The sequence below is a fragment of the Halovenus salina genome, assembly GCF_026410925.1.
GTDB lineage: Archaea > Halobacteriota > Halobacteria > Halobacteriales > Haloarculaceae > Halovenus > Halovenus salina.
In genome coordinates, this window is the sequence record NZ_CP112972.1 from 2699322 (window position 1) to 2714668 (window position 15347).

The window sequence follows — 15347 nt, forward strand, 5'->3', positions numbered from 1 at the left end:
AACTGCTGGCGGAGGTGGTAGGGCGATGAGCGAGGACGGGACCTCTGAGGACGAGGACTGGTTCGAGCAGGGCCTCCGCGACTCGGAGGACAGCACCGAGGGCGACGACCGGGAGTCGTCGGACGACGACCCAGAGTCGATAGAGGCCGAAGCGGGCTCGACGGACGCGGCTGCGACAGAGGCGGAGTCGTCGGCCGGTTGGACACAGTCGGTCGACGCCGACGACGACAGCGAGTCCTTCGCCGACGAGTTTGGCACAGACGACGGAGCGAGCGGAGCCTTCGGTGGTGCCGAAACTGACGACAGCGACGACGGCCTGTTCGACGAAGGGTTCGGTGATGCCTTCGGCGGTGCCAGCGACGACGGCGACTTCGCTGAAGGGGACTTCGAGTCGGAGATTCCACGCCTTGATCTGGGTATCGAGGGGCTCGACCAGATGATACAGGGCGGGGTCCCGAAGAAACACCTCCTCGTTGTCATCGGCAGCGCCGGGACCGGCAAGACGACGTTCGGCCTCCAGTTTCTGAACCACGGCCTCCGAAACGGCGAAAACGCCGTGTTCATCACCCTCGAACAGAGTCGGGAGGCAATCATCGCCACGGCAAACGAGTGGGGGTGGGACTTCGAGCAATACGAGCGCGATGGCCAGCTCGCCGTCGTCGACCTCGATCCCGTCGAGATGGCGAACAGTCTGGACAACATCCAGGCAGAGCTGCCGGAGCTCATCAGGGATTTCGGCGCGGACAGACTCGTTCTCGACTCCGTCTCGCTGCTGGAGATGATGTACAACGACCAGGCAAAGCGGCGCACCGAGGTATTCGATTTCACCCGCGCGCTGAAGAAGGCCGGCGTGACGACGTTTCTCACCAGCGAGGCAAGCGAGTCGAACGCGTACGCCTCCAGACACGGGATTATCGAGTATCTCACTGATGCGGTGTTCATCCTCCAGTACGTCCGCGGGGAGACACAGGAGACCCGCCTTGCGGTCGAAATCCAGAAGATTCGGAACGCAAACCACTCTCGCGAACAGAAACCCTACGAGATGACCGACGAGGGTATCTCGGTCTACCAGCAGGCGAATATCTTCTAGCGGTCGGGGTAGCCTTCGAGGGCGTGTTGGAGTGTCTCGCGTTCAGTGCGTGCTGCCGATAGCTCTGTCTCGATGTCGTCGGTCCGGATGCGCTTGCGCTCTTCGTCGGTGAGGTCCTCCCGGACGACCGCGGCGTCACGAATCCGCTCGTAGTCGGTCTCTCGGGGGAGAGCCTCGACCGCCCGAAGCTGTTCGACCACGTCGGGAGCGAACCGATTGACCGCAGCAGTCAGCTCGCGACAGCGGTACTGGAGCTCCTCAGCACTCGGCGGCGGCCAGGAGACCGTCAGCGGCTTGCCACTCAGCCCGTCGAGGTATGTCTGTTTTCGGCCGACGATACGGATGAGCGTGTTCGGCTCCTCGACGTAGTGAGAGAGCTTCGACTCGGAGTAGTTGGCGTACTCGAGCAGCGTCCCAATCGTCTCCTCGCCGGGCGGATACTGCGTGACGTATTCGAAGAGTTCCTCGTCGGGAATCTCGAAGCGAATGAGCGGGTAGTCGGTCATCGTGTCGAGAAAGTCGAGCACCTCCCGTGCGGACGCCTCTCGAGTGAACGAGTTGAACGCGTCGGTAACCGCGTCGTTGTAGGTCTCGATTGGCTCGTGCAGCCGCTCGGTCGGTGCATCGAGGTCCGCGTCGGCGAGCCGAGACAGCCGTTCGAGGTCGGCGATATGGTCATCGAGTTCCCGAATCCGGTACCGGATGTCTCGCCGTGTCTTGCGGTACGATTCGAGGAGTTCGTCCTGCTTTTCGAGTCGAGAGACGAGGTCGGCAACCGGTTCGAGTTGTTCGCGGACCTCTCTGATGTCGGACTCGTGGAACCACCGCTGCTGGAGCATCTCGTCGCACTCATCGAAGACTTCTGCCAGCAGCATATCCTCCGAGACCTCCTCGACGACTTCGGCAATCGCGCTCTGGAATTTGATATTCGTCTCGATATCGCCACCCTCGTCGGTGACATCCTCCTCGAACCGGTCGAGGACGTCGGTGAACTGCCTGTAGACCGACTCGACCTCTCGCAGGTCGTTCTCGCCGAACTCCTTGACGCGCTCGACGGCTTGCTCGTAGCGCCCGTCGAGGTCGTCGAGTTCGGTAACGAGTTCGGGCTCTGTCGGCTGGTTACTCGTAGACATCGTCCGGGTCGAAGAGACGGTCAGCGACCACATCACCGTCGAGGGTCCGGTAGAAACACGATTCGTAGCCGGTGTGACAGGCGCCGCCGTGTTGCTCGACGAGATAGAGCAGCGTGTCGCCGTCGCAGTCGACTCGGACCTCCTCGATGTGCTGGACGTTGCCGCTCGTTTCGCCTTTTTGCCAGAGCTCATCTCGACTGCGCGAGTAGTAGTGTGCCAGTCCGGTCTCTCTGGTCTGTTCCAGGGCTTTCTCCGAGACGTAGGCAAGCATCAACACCTCGCCGGAATCGGCGTCCTGGGCGATAGCCGGCAACAGCTCCTGCTCGTCGAAGGCAGGCTCCGGCGGTTTGGTACTCATACGCGAGATGTGGATGCTCATCTGCATAGGTCTTTGGATGGGTCTCCCGGCCAGAGACGGGGCCGCCGAAATACACAAACCCTGGCAACGACTGCGTTGAGATATGTCACGGTTTCTCCAGAGCGGCCGCCGCCGGGATATCTGCGTGTTACTCGCCGACGAGTCCCGACAGGCCCAGGCGCTCAAGTCCCGGCTCGAATCGAAGTACGACGTTCGCATCGACCCGAAGTCGTTCTACGGGGCACTCGACGCTCTCGAAGACGCCGGCTTCGTCGAGACACGAACAGAGGGCATCCACGACGTGTACGCGCTGACACCTGGAGGCGAACAGCGCCTCCAGGACCATCTTGCGTGGATGCTCGACCATGTTGATGTCAAGGCTGCCCCAACAGAGTGAAAATGATATCTTTCCCGAGAGACAGCCTGATTCGGCAAAAGGGTTAGAACCCAGTCAGCCGAAAGGGGGGGTATGCCAGCACCCACAGCCCTGTCGACAGAACTGCCGGCAAGCGAGTACGACGGTCGCATAGAGCGTGTCCGGACGAAACTCGCCGAGACCGACGCCGACGCAGCCGGCTGGTTCGGCGCGACCAGTATAGGATATTTGACAGGGTTCCACCATATCCAGACCGAACGACCGGCGATGCTTGCGGTGACTCAGGATACTGTTGCCATCGTTGTTCCGCGCCTCGAACGGGAACGCGTCGCCGAGAACGACCGTATCGAGCGGGTCGATACCTACTTCGATTATCCACAGGGTCGTCCAATCGAGACGATAGCCGAGATGCTCAACGAACTCGGCGCGAAGACAGTCGTCGCCGACGGCGAAGGTGCGCCCGGCGTGATGGGCTACGAGGGACCGTCGCTGACTGAGTATGTCGATGTGACAGCCCAGTCGTGGGTCGACCGGATGCGGTGGGAAAAGTCCGATGCTGAAATCGACCTCGTCCGCGAGTCCGCCCGCTGGGGCAACCTCGCCCACCGGTATCTTGCCGAGGAGACCGAACCCGGCACACATCCGGCGACAGTCAGCCAGCGCGCCTCCCTCCGGGCTTCACGGGCCATGCTCGATACCCTGGGGGACCAGTACGTACCGACTGTCAGGGGAGACGGACCTGCCTACGCCGGATTCATCTCCGGGCCACAGACGCGACTCCCCCACGGCCACACCGCAAATCGGCGGTTGGGACGTGGTGACGTGTTGATCACGGGGGCGGCTGCGAATGTCGACGGCTACTTCTCGGAACTCGAACGGACGATGTTCGTCGGCGAAGTCAGCGATGAGGACGAGCACTATTTCGAGGTGATGCTCGAAGCCCAGACCATCGCCATCGAGGAGATGGGTCCCGGCGTCGAACTGGCCACCGTCGACGACGTTGTCTGGTCGTACTTCGAGGAGCAGGGTGTCACCGACCTTGCCCAGCATCACGTCGGCCACAACATCGGAATGGGTGCCCACGAACCACCCTACATTGACCGCGAGTGGGGGACCCACTGCGAGGAGCGCGACGGCCGTGACGAGGCTGACGCCGTCATGCAGCCGGGCCACGTCTACACCATCGAGCCCGGCATCTACACTGACGACGCGGGGTATCGTCACTCGGATACTGTCGCGGTGACCGAAGACGGCACGGAGCTGTTGACCTATTTCCCCAGAGGGCTCGAAGAAAACGTCATCAGATAACACACCAACACCGGTGGAATTTTTGCGGTGAAACAGGCCGTTCCGGACTGTTTTCCGAACATGCTATCTTATTGGAAACTCTCCTGTTTCCTGGTGTTTAAGTAGTAGGAGGTTGCACAGAGGAGCATGCAACGGCGTGATTACCTAAAAGCAATCGCGACTAGCAGTGCAACGTTCGCACTGGCTGGCTGTATCGGTGGTGGAGATGATGGGGATGATGAAAGTAGTGACGAGGGGGGCGACGAAGGAAGCGACGACGGGGGAGAGAATGGAAGCAGCGACGGAGACGATGGAGAGGACGCACCGTACGGACTCAGCGACGGCGTCGTTACGATTGGCTCGGACATCCCGTACAAACCCTTCGAGTACCGGACCGAAGACGGTGACCTCACCGGCTTCGATGTGGCGATGGCGGAGGCAGTCTATGTCGACGAGATGGGGCTAGACTACGAGTTCCAGCCGACCGGGTTTGACGGCATCATCCCGTCGCTGAACAACGGGAACTTCCGTGTCATCATGAGTGCGATGACAATAAACGACACGCGCGCAGAGAAGGTAGACTTCTCGGACCCGTACTTTACCGCCTACCAGACGATAGTTGTAATCGAAGGCGGCAGTATTGAGTCAAAAGAAGATCTCCAAGGCAAAGCCGTCGGTGTCCAGAAGGGAACGACGGGCGAGGGGGCAGCCGAAGAACTCAAAGAGGAGTTCGGCGGTGACCTGGAGATTCAGAGCTACGATCAGGTCACTGGGGCGTTCGACGCGCTTATCAACAACCAGGTTTCGGCAGTCGTCAACGACAACACGGTCAACGGGAGTTTCGTCGACGAACAGGACGGTGTTGCGTTCCTCGAAGGCGAAGGGGCAGCCGAAGAGGCCGAAGGAGACGCACCGCCGTATCTCACGCTCACGGTCGAGAACTACGGTATTGCGTTCCGTCAAGAAGACGGGGAGTTCCGCCAGGCGGTCAACGAGGCACTCAATTCAGTCAAGGAGTCGGGGCGGTACGACGAGATCTACAACGAGTACTTCGCAGGATAACTCCCGCGACTGTCTAGCGTCTCATCATAAGGGCCAGATCAGAATTTACTCATGTCAGAAACGCATTCACAAGAGGAATCGGATGTAAACAGCGGCGGGATTTTGACGAACGACCTGTTTGTCAAACGAGCCGGCGAACTGCTCTCTGTCACACTGGGGCTGGCTGTCGCGTCGTTTCTCGGCTGGATTATGGCCACACAGGTCAATTACGACCTCCTGCAGACGGTATTTCCCCGCTTTGTCGAGGCGTTCAAGCTCGTTTTGACGATCGTCGTCATTTCGAGTTTCCTCTCGGTGTCATTCGGGACGCTCATGGGACTTGCGCGGACCTCGTCGTCACCGGTTACCTCGCGTATCTCGAAGGTGTACGTCGAGTTCTTCCGTGGCACGCCGCTGCTGTTCCAGCTGTTCGTTATCTACTTCGGTATCCCGCGGCTGTGGGCTGTTGGCCAGTTCCCGCTTGGCTCCTGGGAGATCGCCGTCGCGGGCTTTTCGTATGCTGGAGACTGGCGGCTCCCGGCAGCTATCATCGGACTTACCTTGAACCACATCGCGTACGTGGCTGAGGCAATTCGTGGTGGTATCGCTGCCGTCGATGACGGCCAGTTAGAGGCTGCACGGTCGCTTGGTATGTCGAACGTACAGGCAATGCGGCGGGTCGTCCTGCCACAGGCCTGGCGTAACGCGTTGCCAGCCATCGGAAACGACCAGATTATCCTCGTCAAAGACACGTCGCTGCTGACAGTCATCGCACTCCAGGAGATCATGAGCGTCTTCCGGAATATCAACAGCAACCAGCTCGACCCGTGGACGCCGCTGGTCTGGGTCTGTCTGTTCTACCTGTTGGTGACGATGTCGATGAGCCTGCTCGTCAGCCTGCTCGAACGGCGGGCCGATTGGAGTAGCGAGGATACCGAGAGCAAATCACATCTCAGACGACTATTCGGGTCCATCGGTGAAGGACTTGGGAGGCGACCATGAGTAACGACGCAATCGTCGAATTCGAGGACGTGAACAAGTACTTCGGCCAGACGCACGTCCTCAAAGATGTCAGCATGGAGGTAGAGGAACAGGAAGTAACTGTCATCATCGGACCATCCGGGTCGGGGAAGTCGACGCTGTTGCGGTGTACGAACCGCCTCGAAGAGATTCAAAGCGGGCAGATACGCCTCGACGGCGACGCAATCTCTGCCTCGGATGCGGATGTCGACCAGCTTCGCCAGCGTATCGGCATGGTGTTCCAGTCGTTCAACCTGTTTCCCCATATGACCGCCAAGGAAAACATCATGCTCGGGCCGACAGAGGTCAAGGGGATTCCCGAAGAGGAAGCCAGCGAGCGAGCCGAGTCACTCATCGACAAGGTCGGCCTGGGTGACCAGGGCGATTCTTACCCCGAAGAGCTATCGGGCGGACAACAACAGCGGGTCGCCATCGCCCGTGCGCTCGCGATGGACCCCGACGTGATGTTGTTCGACGAAGTGACGAGCGCGCTCGACCCGGAACTGGTCGGCGAGGTCCTCGACGTGATGGAAGACCTTGCAACGGGCGGAATGACGATGCTCGTGGTGACCCACGAGATGGGGTTTGCCCGCGAGGTCGGCGATACGATCACGCTGATGTCTGACGGGAAGATTGCTGAACGGCGCCCGGCGGCGGAGTTCTTCGAACAGCCACAGACAGAGCGCGGTCAGGAGTTCCTCTCACGGTTGCTGTAGTCGGCAGTTCTCGCTACGATCACCTCATTTTCTGAAACAGACAGTTGGGTAATGCGTGGTCGTGTCGCTGTAAGATTTATAATATTTGAGATACCTGTACTACACGAGTGGCTCCTCAAACAGGTACCGTACGAGGAGTAGACCGGTGAGGAACAGATGAGGACTGGCACAGGGAGACAGAGAGGCAGCGTGGAACGAGAAACAGCGAGTACCAACCCCGCTTGGGCGCTTGCTCTGGGGATGATTGTTCTTCAGACCACGGTCCAGCCATCGCGGGATACTCTCTTGGAACCCGCCTCAACGAGAGAGCCCACGGAGGACTTTGCATTCCAAACCCCGGGTTGGACTGCAGTTGAGCTTGCCACAAACCACGGCGATGGGCTGCGGGAAAGGCGGGGCATCAAATCAAACAACCAATGACGACAGCAAAAGTACTTGGCGTCGTTGTCTTTTCGGTGTTACTGACTGTTTCTGTCGTTACTGCGAGCACAGCAATCGCAGTCGACCGAACCGTACTAAACACGAACCACGTCTCCGAGACGTTACAGGAGAACGGAGTCTACGCTACCGTAACTGCCGAGGCTCGTCAGGAAGCGAGCGGGCAGCTCGACGACGAGCTAAGCGCGCAACAAGCAAATATTCCCGATGGAATAGATCTCGATATCGACCCTCAAGAGGTCATGAAGACAACAATCACCGAGGAGTATCTCGCCGGCGAATTCAAGCGTAACGTAGCAACCGGTCTGGCCTTTTTCAAGGGCAACACCGACGAGATCGACGTGCAGATCAATCTTCAGCCTGCCCTGAACAGGCTTTCCGACCAATTCAACAGCAGCGTGGTCACCGTCGATACAGTTGCACTGGCACAACAACGCGATATCCAAGAAAGCGCAGCCGGTGTTACGGTGGACAACGATATGATTGCTCGGCTAAACGCGGATGCAGGCGGCTACGAGTCTGTCCGCCGGCAGATTCGCGTTCAAGCCATCGAACATAGAGATCTTCCTCTCAAAATCGACGAAGACGACCCAGACTCGGTCGTCGTAGAGACAGTCACACTGGTCAGGGAAACAGACTTCACAGACCTCCAAACCAGCGTTCCGGTCAGCAAAGAACTGCTCGTTACGATGAACGAGAATGCGTCTAGCTATCAGGAGGCACGGATAGCGGTCAAATCACAGGCTGTCGGTCAGTTGCCCTTCGAGATAGTCTCAAGTGAGCCGGGCGTCGACGTTGATACGATCACGCTGGCCCAAGAAACCGATTTCGAGTCAGACCAGTACGGTATTGCGGTCGATGACCAGCAGATTGAAACCCTGAACGAAAACGAAACTGGATACAACCAGGTCCGGCAAGATATCCGGACACAGGTCAGAGACAACCTACCGTCGAGTGCATCCGAAGACGATGTTGACGACGTGCTCTTAGAGGCCAACGCCGAACTCAAGCGTGACGCCCGAGCGCAGGTCCAGAGCCAGTACGGCGAGGAAGCTTCGGACGAAACAATCGACGACATAGTTGCCCTCCAGAACGTCGTCATCGACGGCCTGACAGACCCGGGGCTCACGGAGTTCGACGAGTACACGGATAGACGTGACACTGCCGAAGCCAACCTCGAAACCTCGCTCGACGACGAACTGGACCGTGGGCTCGAAGAGGCAAACGCCGATATGAAACGCCAGGCGGCCAGCGACACCCGAGACAGGTACGCACAAGATGCCTCAGAGGAAACCGTCGATAACATTGTGGCGCTTCAGAACGTCGTCATCGACGGCCTCACGGACCCAGAACTCACGGATTTCGATGAGTATACCAACAGACGTGACACAGCCGAAGCTGATTTAGAAGACGCAATTGACCAAGAAATTGCCGACGAACTCGACCGAGCACGCCGAAATATCAATGCAGATCTGGAGAGACAGATTCGAGACGAGTTCGGTAGTGAGGTCTCAAACGAGACGATAGCAGCTATCGCCGAGCTCCAGAAGACACTCGTCAACGGTCTGATCAGTCCAGAAGACGACGAATTTGGGGCGTACGAGACTAGACGTGAGCAAGCCGAAGGCAATCTTGAAGAGTCAATTGCTAGCGAGATTCGAGACGAAATCGAGGAGCAAGCTGACGATCAAACCAGCCTGGCCGACGATTTTGACGAGGACAATCGAGAAATTAGCTTGGCACGGACCACGGTCGAGTTGGTCAGCTTCGCTCCGTTGGCGGCGGCTGTGTTGGCAGCCACGCTCATCGGTTGCGTGTTCGCTTTGACCCGTTCAGCCAGACGAACGGCCTCAGCAACCGGCTTTTCGTTGTTGAGCGCTGGCGTGCTCGGGACAGTGACTAGTCTCCTTGCAAGTGGACCAGCGCTTGATGCAACTGAGGATGCTATCCGTTCGGAGGATGCAAGTGAAATTGAAACGACCGCTATCGAGGGGTTGGTAGCCCTGATTGATTCCGTCTTCAGTACACTGACTACACAGTCCCTCGTGTTGTTGGTACTCGGTTTCGTACTTCTTGGAGTCGTCTACGCAGACAGAGCCAACTATCTTCCCCTCGGCGAAGAGTGAGCAACGTAGCCACGACCGAGAGACCGATTTTGCCGTCTACTCCTCCGGGCGCATTCTCTCCTCGTAGTCTGGCTCTTGAACCGGGCTTACTCCAAAAACGGTACTTTGGAGCGTTGAGAGCCCGTAAACCAGTCCGACAACCATCCCGATACCGACGAGAACAAGCAGCCACGGCGTCACGCCGGTGTACCCCCAGACGAGCATCAGAACGACGACGACGGCCGCCACGGTGACGGCATAGTACAGCTGTGTCCTGACGTGGTCGATAAGATCAGCTCCGCTGAACGTCGCAGAGAGAACGGTCGTATCCGAGATTGGCGAGCTGTGGTCGCCGAAGATAGCCCCAGAGAATATCATTCCGACCATCACTGCCACCAGCTCGTGGCTGGCAGCGATATCCCAAGCGACCGGAATCGCGATCGGCGTGAGAATCGACATGGTACCCCACGACGAACCCGTCGAGAAGGCGGTGAACGCAGCCGCGAAAAAGACCACCACCGGCAACAGGTTCTCGCCGACGACGCCGTCGATCTGCTCCGAGACGAACTGGCCAGTTTCAAGCGCGGAGACTGCCTCCCCCAGCGACCACGCCAACACCAGAATCGTCACCGCCGTCAGCATAATGCCGAACCCATCGATAGTCGTGTCGACGCTCTCGCCGAGTGAGAGAATACCGTAGGCGTACCCGAGAACGTACGACGTAGCGACCATGCCGAACGAGCCGAGCAACAGCGCAAGCGTGAAATCAGCGTTGTCGCTGAACTCTTCGACGCCAGCGCCCTGGAACACGTTTCCAGTCCAGGCTGCGACACCGAGTACACCGACGACGAGAACGAGTATCGGCACGACAAACGTCGCAATCTTCGGGTTGTCGACGTTTGGCCGTCCGAGGTCGCCCTCGACATCTTGCATCGGCCGGGCACCGTCACGGTTGACCTTGCCGGTCGTGGCCGCTCGGCGCTCGGCGGACAACATCTCCCCGAAATCCCGGCCGGTGACAACGATGACGAAGACCATCACGATTGCCAGAATCGAGTACATGTTGAAGGGCCACGATTCGAGGAAGACGCTGAAGCCGCCCGGTATCTCCTCTTCGGGAAGGCCGGTCTCCTCGTAGCCCAACTCTATCATCGATATCTGGAAGGCGACCCATGAAGAGATACCCAGCGTCGCTGCCGGTGCTGCCGTTGAGTCGATGAGATAGGAGAGTTTCTCCCGCGAGATGCGGAGGTTGTCCGAAATCTCTTTCATCGTACTCCCGACAATGGCTGTGTTCGCGTAGTCGTCGAAGAAGAAGCCGGTTCCGAGACCCCAGGCCATCAATCCAGCCGTGCGCTGGGAGTCAATACGCTCGATTGCCCAATTCCGAATGGCGACCGCGCCGCCGAGTCGCCATATCATCGCGACGCCAGACCCGAGCAACAGCGTAAACAGGATTATCTGGACGTGGAATCCGTCGTCTGCGAGTATCGCGGCGACCATCCAATCGAAGGTCTGGATAATCCCGACGTTGCCGGTGTACAGCACTGCGCCAGACCAAATTCCGAGAAACAGCGACAAGATGGCCTTCCGCGTGATGATTGCCAGCCCGATAGCGACCAGCGGCGGGACGACCGACCAGACTGTGCCTTCAACCATGATATGACACCACAAATCTCTCCAATATAAGCTACACGTATCTATATAACAGCGGGGACTCATCGTGGATGGTGTGAAAACAAATGTCACAGATACTGGTTCCGTTCGACGGTTCCGACAATGCCCGGGATGCGCTGTCGTTTGCGTGTGACACGTTCCGCGCCAACGAGATTCTCGTCCTGTTTGTCGTCGATACGTCGGTGACATACCAGCCCGAGCGGACCGTCGGGATGAAGCTGGGAGACATCTACGAAAAGCGCGAGGAGGAAGGAAGGGAGTACCTGGCCGAGGCCGAGGAGCTGGCGGCTGAACACGGCACGGAGATAGTGACCACGCTCACACACGGCAAGCCCGCGCGGGCAATTCTCGAAGAAATCGAGCGAAGCGACATTGAACACGTCGTCCTCGGGAGCCACAGTCAGTCCACACTGGAGCGATTCTTCCTCGGCAGCGTCGCCGAGCGCGTCGTCGAACGCTCGCCCGTCTCGGTCACGGTCATCCGGTAACCCTGCCACTGGAGAGGCCAACGACACGAATGGTGAGGTGGACCTAGAGGACGCCCATCTCGGTCAGGCGCTCGGGCAGGTAAGTGTCGGTCACGAAATCGAGTCCGCGGGCGGCGAGTGACTGCTGTTCGGATTTCTTCTCGATATCGAGCTGGAGTTCTATCTGGTCGGTCCAGAATTCGGTCTGGAAGCGTGGGTCTTCGAGCTCTGATTCGAGTGCGTTCACGTCGGAGTCCGACAGCGGGTCCGTCGGCAGGTCGTACTCGACGATATCCTCGGGACGGATACCGACGTACTGAGCTTGGGGGGTCGCGAGATACTCCGAGAGGTGTGCGCTCTTGATGGAGCCGTAGGCGACTGAGCCGTAGATACGATAACTCCAAGGGTCACCGTCAGTGAAGACCACGACCGGCAAGTCGAGTTCGTCGTGGAGGCGTTTCGTGAGTCGCCGGGTCGCCCGGGCGGGCTGCCCCTTGAGGTGGACGACAATGGCGTTATACTCCTCATCGAAGCCGTTCTCGACCAGTCGGTCACGCATACCGCCGGTCTCGACGGCCAACACGAAGTCGGCGTCGTTGTCGAGAAAGTCGATGGTGTCGGGGTTGTTTGGAATCTGGTAGCCGCCCTCGCCGACATCTTCCTGGCAGTGAATTTCGCGCTCGCCACGCCGTGTCTGTTCGCGTATCTCCAGCGGTCCCATCACCGTCGCGCCGGACTCCTCGGGGCGCATGTGAAAGTCCTCGCGGGTGACTCCGGAGACGATTTCCAGGTCCTCGATGAGTTGGTTAGACTCGTCTTGGCTGGAGAACTGGGCCTCGTCGAGGTCCCAGGACTCCGAGAGGTAGTACAGCTCCCGCAGCGTCGACGAGCGACCCTCTTCGAGCTGTCGGGCGAGGAAGTCGATGGCGTAGGTCGCCTTCAATAGCTTCTGTGCACCCCGAACGGAGTTGGCACTCCGGGTCGACGTGCGGTCGCCGTAGACCCAAACGTTGCTGTCCTCGTCGTACTCGATGTTGGTCTTCGTCCGGGTCGGTACCTCCATACTCGGGACGGAACCGCCCTCGAACTGCTCGTAGAACTGGTTGGCGAGACTCAGCAACTGTTCGCGCGCGTCGGATGTGTCGTCAGTGCTCATGGGTTCAGGCGTCGACTGTCAGTTTCTCGTCTTCGATGCCGTCGACGGCGACCTCGGGATCGGCGTCGGTCAAGAGTGTGTATTCGAGAGTAGCCGTCTCCCCGGCCGAGACGGTCGGACTCCACTTGAGGAACCACTCGCCGTCCATCTCGACGACGTTCGCGCCGTCAACATCGGCCGGCTCCGCGTCGACGATTTCGGTAATTTCGGGCTCTGTGTTGGTGTCGTCGTTGTTCTCGACGACGAGTCGGACCGTCTCGCCGTCACGCTCGCGGGCGACCAGCACGTCGTTCATAATGCGAGCCATCGTGTTGTCTATCTCTAAGTCCTCGCGCTCGGTGACCCGGGACAGCTTCTCGGCCATCTCTGGGAGGATGGTTGCCAGCTTGTTCTGTTTCTCACGGCGCTGGCGCATCGACCGGCGTTTGTTGAGGAAACTCTTCAGCTCGCGGGCGGCCTCCCGGATTGCGAGTTCGATTTCGTCCTCGATTTCGGGGACGTTGGCGACTGCGTCCTTGGACTCGCTGGTAAAGGGCACGTTCGTCGAGGCGACGTGGACCATGATGACTGCCGGCCCGTTCGGGATGCCGCTCCCGCCCGGCTGGTCGAGACCGTAGTTGCGCCAGTTGATGTTCTTGACCACATCGGTCGTCGCACAGGCCCCGCGCTGGTAGACCAGCGGCACGCGGTTCGCAAAGCGGAGCACCTCTGCTGACCCTTCGGAGGCGATGTCGCCGCCGTAGGCGATGCCGGCCTCGACGATGAAGGGGTCGCCGCCGTGGACAGAGGCGTCTCGTGTCGCCGCCGCGAAGAAGTCGGCCTCGTACTCTTTGCCCAACCCTTTCTCGACGAGTTCCTCTGTGATAGGGGCTAGACAGCCCGTCGGCGGCGATATAATGTCGACCGCGCGCATCGCATCGAGCAGTTCGGAGGCGGTGTCGCGGTTGGCGGCCACGTCGTGAATCTTCGGCGGGTCGTCCGGTACCCGGGAAGCAGTCTCCCAGAACGTCTCGACGATGTTCTCGCGGGCGGTGTCGCCGAAGGTCGTGTCGTCGCGCTCCTCGGTCATGTCGGCTGCACGGTCGACAAAGGACCGGAGGTCCTCGTGGGTCACACGGTGGCGCTCACCCTGCTCGAACTTCGCCGCGAGACGCTCCGTGATCGCCTGCACGACGGCGTCGTCTTTGCGTTTCGTCGTCGCCTCGTCGACCAGCGCGTAGACGTCCGACTCGCGTGCGGCCGTAATCGCCTCCCAGGCGGCTTCGACGGCGTTCTCTCGCACTGTCGAGCCGAAGGTGGTCCCGTACTCCGTCTGTACCTCGTCGCCGACCGTCTCGACCGCGTCGACGACCTGGTGGTGGGCGACGCGCTCGTGGTCGGCGAGTGCATCGACAACACCTGCGGCGAACTCCGCGGTCGCCTCCTGGCCCTTGTTCGCGACGGCCTCCGTGATTACCTCGTCGACGGACACCTCCTCGTGGGCCTGGGGTGTCTGCCAGGTTATCTCCCGGCCGAAATATCGGTCCCGGAAGCTGTCGATGATGGAGTCGGCGGTCTTCTGGCCGACCCTGGTGAACTCCTCCTGGACGAACCCAGAGATGGAGTACGAGTCGGTCTCCTCGCCCATCTTGATGAGCGTCCCGAGCTCGACGCCGTGGGGGTGTGGCCGAATCTCTTCGGTCTCGGCGGGGAGCTGGTCGGTCGCGCGCTCGTATTTGAACTCGGCTTTTGGCTCTTTCAGTTCGATTCGTGCGTGCGGATTGACGACCGCCGTATGCGTGATATAGTCGTGGAGCTGTTGGCGGGCGCGCATGTTCGCCTCCATCTCCAGTTCGATACGCGTACCGTGGGGGCGCTCCCAGGTCGTCGTCTCCTCGACGCTGATTTCGGGTTCGTTGGTCTCGGTGTCGACGACGACCTCGAAGTACTGTGCTCTCTCGTTGCTCTGGGTCCGGGAGGTGACCTTCGCGGGCTTCCCAGAGGTGAGCTGGGCGTACAGCACCGCCGCCGAAATTCCGATTCCCTGCTGGCCGCGTGCCTGCTCACGCTTGTGAAATCGGGAGCCATAGAGCAGTTTCCCGAAAATTTTGGGAATCTGCTCTTTCGTGATACCGGGGCCGTTGTCCTCGACGATGAGGCGGTAGTAGTCGCCCTCGTCCTGGAGTTCGACGTAGATGTCCGGCAGAATGCTGGCCTCCTCGCAGGCGTCGAGACTGTTGTCGACGGCCTCTTTGACCGCGGTGACGAGGCCTCGGGCACCGGAGTCAAACCCGAGCATGTGCTTGTTCTTCTCGAAGAACTCCGCAATCGAGATGGCGCGCTGGCCCTCCGCCAGCTCCTCGGCAATCCCGTCCCCGCTGCCGAGACGCGACTGATACGATGTCATCGTGTACCCGTATGTATCGTACCCGGGGTTAAATGTTGTCGGCAACCGGACTGAAAGTGAACACCCGACGGCGAAACCGCACGGCGAGAGCCGGGCC

13 protein-coding genes are annotated in these 15347 nt (G+C 59.7%); 8 read left to right on the forward strand and 5 right to left on the reverse strand.

The annotated features are described in order from the left end of the window. Window positions 1-25: 25 nt before the first annotated feature. Entirely contained in the window at window positions 26-1090 is a 1065-nt protein-coding gene (locus OSC37_RS13555; protein ID WP_267161969.1) for a KaiC domain-containing protein, read from the forward strand. Here OSC37_RS13555 and OSC37_RS13560 read toward each other — a convergent pair. Together OSC37_RS13560 and hisI are read right to left on the reverse strand one after the other, a co-directional pair. Further along, complete coding sequence (locus tag OSC37_RS13560; protein ID WP_267161970.1) at window positions 1087-2223, reverse strand: DUF7118 family protein; 1137 nt, start codon at window positions 2221-2223, stop codon at window positions 1087-1089. The two genes, OSC37_RS13555 and OSC37_RS13560, sit on opposite strands and share 4 nt — an antisense overlap. Then, complete coding sequence (hisI, locus tag OSC37_RS13565; protein ID WP_267161971.1) at window positions 2210-2581, reverse strand: phosphoribosyl-AMP cyclohydrolase; 372 nt, start codon at window positions 2579-2581, stop codon at window positions 2210-2212. Before hisI ends, OSC37_RS13560 begins: the two co-directional genes overlap by 14 nt. Window positions 2582-2684: 103 nt before the next feature. Between hisI and OSC37_RS13570 the strand changes: the two genes are divergently transcribed. From OSC37_RS13570 to OSC37_RS13595, 6 genes are all read left to right on the forward strand, one after another. After that, complete coding sequence (locus OSC37_RS13570) at window positions 2685-2978, forward strand: PadR family transcriptional regulator (RefSeq protein WP_267161972.1); 294 nt, start codon at window positions 2685-2687, stop codon at window positions 2976-2978. A 90-nt stretch (window positions 2979-3068) separates the two neighbouring features. Then, window positions 3069-4265 (forward strand): M24 family metallopeptidase, encoded by a 1197-nt coding sequence (locus tag OSC37_RS13575; protein ID WP_267164193.1) that lies wholly within the window; start codon window positions 3069-3071, stop codon window positions 4263-4265. A 126-nt stretch (window positions 4266-4391) separates the two neighbouring features. Next, on the forward strand, window positions 4392-5306 hold the full coding sequence (locus OSC37_RS13580) for a basic amino acid ABC transporter substrate-binding protein (protein WP_267161973.1): 915 nt from the start codon (window positions 4392-4394) through the stop codon (window positions 5304-5306). A 51-nt stretch (window positions 5307-5357) separates the two neighbouring features. After that, window positions 5358-6287, forward strand: a complete 930-nt coding sequence (locus tag OSC37_RS13585) for an amino acid ABC transporter permease (protein WP_267161974.1) — start codon at window positions 5358-5360, stop codon at window positions 6285-6287. After that, window positions 6284-7021, forward strand: a complete 738-nt coding sequence (locus tag OSC37_RS13590; RefSeq protein ID WP_303657464.1) for an amino acid ABC transporter ATP-binding protein — start codon at window positions 6284-6286, stop codon at window positions 7019-7021. The genes OSC37_RS13585 and OSC37_RS13590 overlap by 4 nt, the downstream gene beginning before the upstream one ends. Before the next feature lie 416 nt (window positions 7022-7437). Next, entirely contained in the window at window positions 7438-9585 is a 2148-nt protein-coding gene (locus OSC37_RS13595; RefSeq protein ID WP_267161975.1) for a hypothetical protein, read from the forward strand. A 36-nt stretch (window positions 9586-9621) separates the two neighbouring features. On the opposite strand, the gene OSC37_RS13600 is transcribed toward OSC37_RS13595, so the two are convergent. Further along, window positions 9622-11223, reverse strand: coding sequence for a Na+/H+ antiporter NhaC family protein (locus OSC37_RS13600; RefSeq protein WP_267161976.1), 1602 nt, complete (start codon window positions 11221-11223; stop codon window positions 9622-9624). An 83-nt stretch (window positions 11224-11306) separates the two neighbouring features. Here OSC37_RS13600 and OSC37_RS13605 point away from each other — a divergent pair, with 83 nt between their 5' ends. Further along, window positions 11307-11729 carry a universal stress protein gene (locus tag OSC37_RS13605; protein WP_267161977.1) on the forward strand — a complete coding sequence of 141 codons (423 nt, stop codon included), beginning with the start codon at window positions 11307-11309 and terminating at the stop codon, window positions 11727-11729. A 43-nt stretch (window positions 11730-11772) separates the two neighbouring features. On the opposite strand, the gene OSC37_RS13610 is transcribed toward OSC37_RS13605, so the two are convergent. Together OSC37_RS13610 and OSC37_RS13615 are read right to left on the reverse strand one after the other, a co-directional pair. Then, window positions 11773-12864: a DNA topoisomerase IV subunit A gene (locus OSC37_RS13610; protein WP_267161978.1), complete on the reverse strand. Its 1092-nt coding sequence runs from the start codon at window positions 12862-12864 to the stop codon at window positions 11773-11775. Window positions 12865-12868: 4 nt separating this feature from the next. After that, complete coding sequence (locus tag OSC37_RS13615) at window positions 12869-15250, reverse strand: DNA topoisomerase VI subunit B (protein ID WP_267161979.1); 2382 nt, start codon at window positions 15248-15250, stop codon at window positions 12869-12871. Window positions 15251-15347: the final 97 nt, after the last annotated feature.

Excerpts from the sequence above, each read along its gene's own strand:
- OSC37_RS13580 (WP_267161973.1), top strand. The coding sequence starts at position 4,392 with ATGCAACGGCGTGATTACCTAAAAGCAATCGCGACTAGCAGTGCAACG.
- OSC37_RS13595 (WP_267161975.1), top strand. The coding sequence starts at position 7,438 with ATGACGACAGCAAAAGTACTTGGCGTCGTTGTCTTTTCGGTGTTACTG.
- OSC37_RS13570 (WP_267161972.1), top strand. The coding sequence starts at position 2,685 with ATGTCACGGTTTCTCCAGAGCGGCCGCCGCCGGGATATCTGCGTGTTA.
- OSC37_RS13560 (WP_267161970.1), bottom strand. The coding sequence starts at position 2,223 with ATGTCTACGAGTAACCAGCCGACAGAGCCCGAACTCGTTACCGAACTC.
- hisI (WP_267161971.1), bottom strand. The coding sequence starts at position 2,581 with ATGAGTACCAAACCGCCGGAGCCTGCCTTCGACGAGCAGGAGCTGTTG.
- OSC37_RS13600 (WP_267161976.1), bottom strand. The coding sequence starts at position 11,223 with ATGGTTGAAGGCACAGTCTGGTCGGTCGTCCCGCCGCTGGTCGCTATC.
- OSC37_RS13610 (WP_267161978.1), bottom strand. The coding sequence starts at position 12,864 with ATGAGCACTGACGACACATCCGACGCGCGCGAACAGTTGCTGAGTCTC.
- OSC37_RS13605 (WP_267161977.1), top strand. The coding sequence starts at position 11,307 with ATGTCACAGATACTGGTTCCGTTCGACGGTTCCGACAATGCCCGGGAT.
- OSC37_RS13585 (WP_267161974.1), top strand. The coding sequence starts at position 5,358 with ATGTCAGAAACGCATTCACAAGAGGAATCGGATGTAAACAGCGGCGGG.
- OSC37_RS13615 (WP_267161979.1), bottom strand. The coding sequence starts at position 15,250 with ATGACATCGTATCAGTCGCGTCTCGGCAGCGGGGACGGGATTGCCGAG.
- OSC37_RS13555 (WP_267161969.1), top strand. The coding sequence starts at position 26 with ATGAGCGAGGACGGGACCTCTGAGGACGAGGACTGGTTCGAGCAGGGC.
- OSC37_RS13590 (WP_303657464.1), top strand. The coding sequence starts at position 6,284 with ATGAGTAACGACGCAATCGTCGAATTCGAGGACGTGAACAAGTACTTC.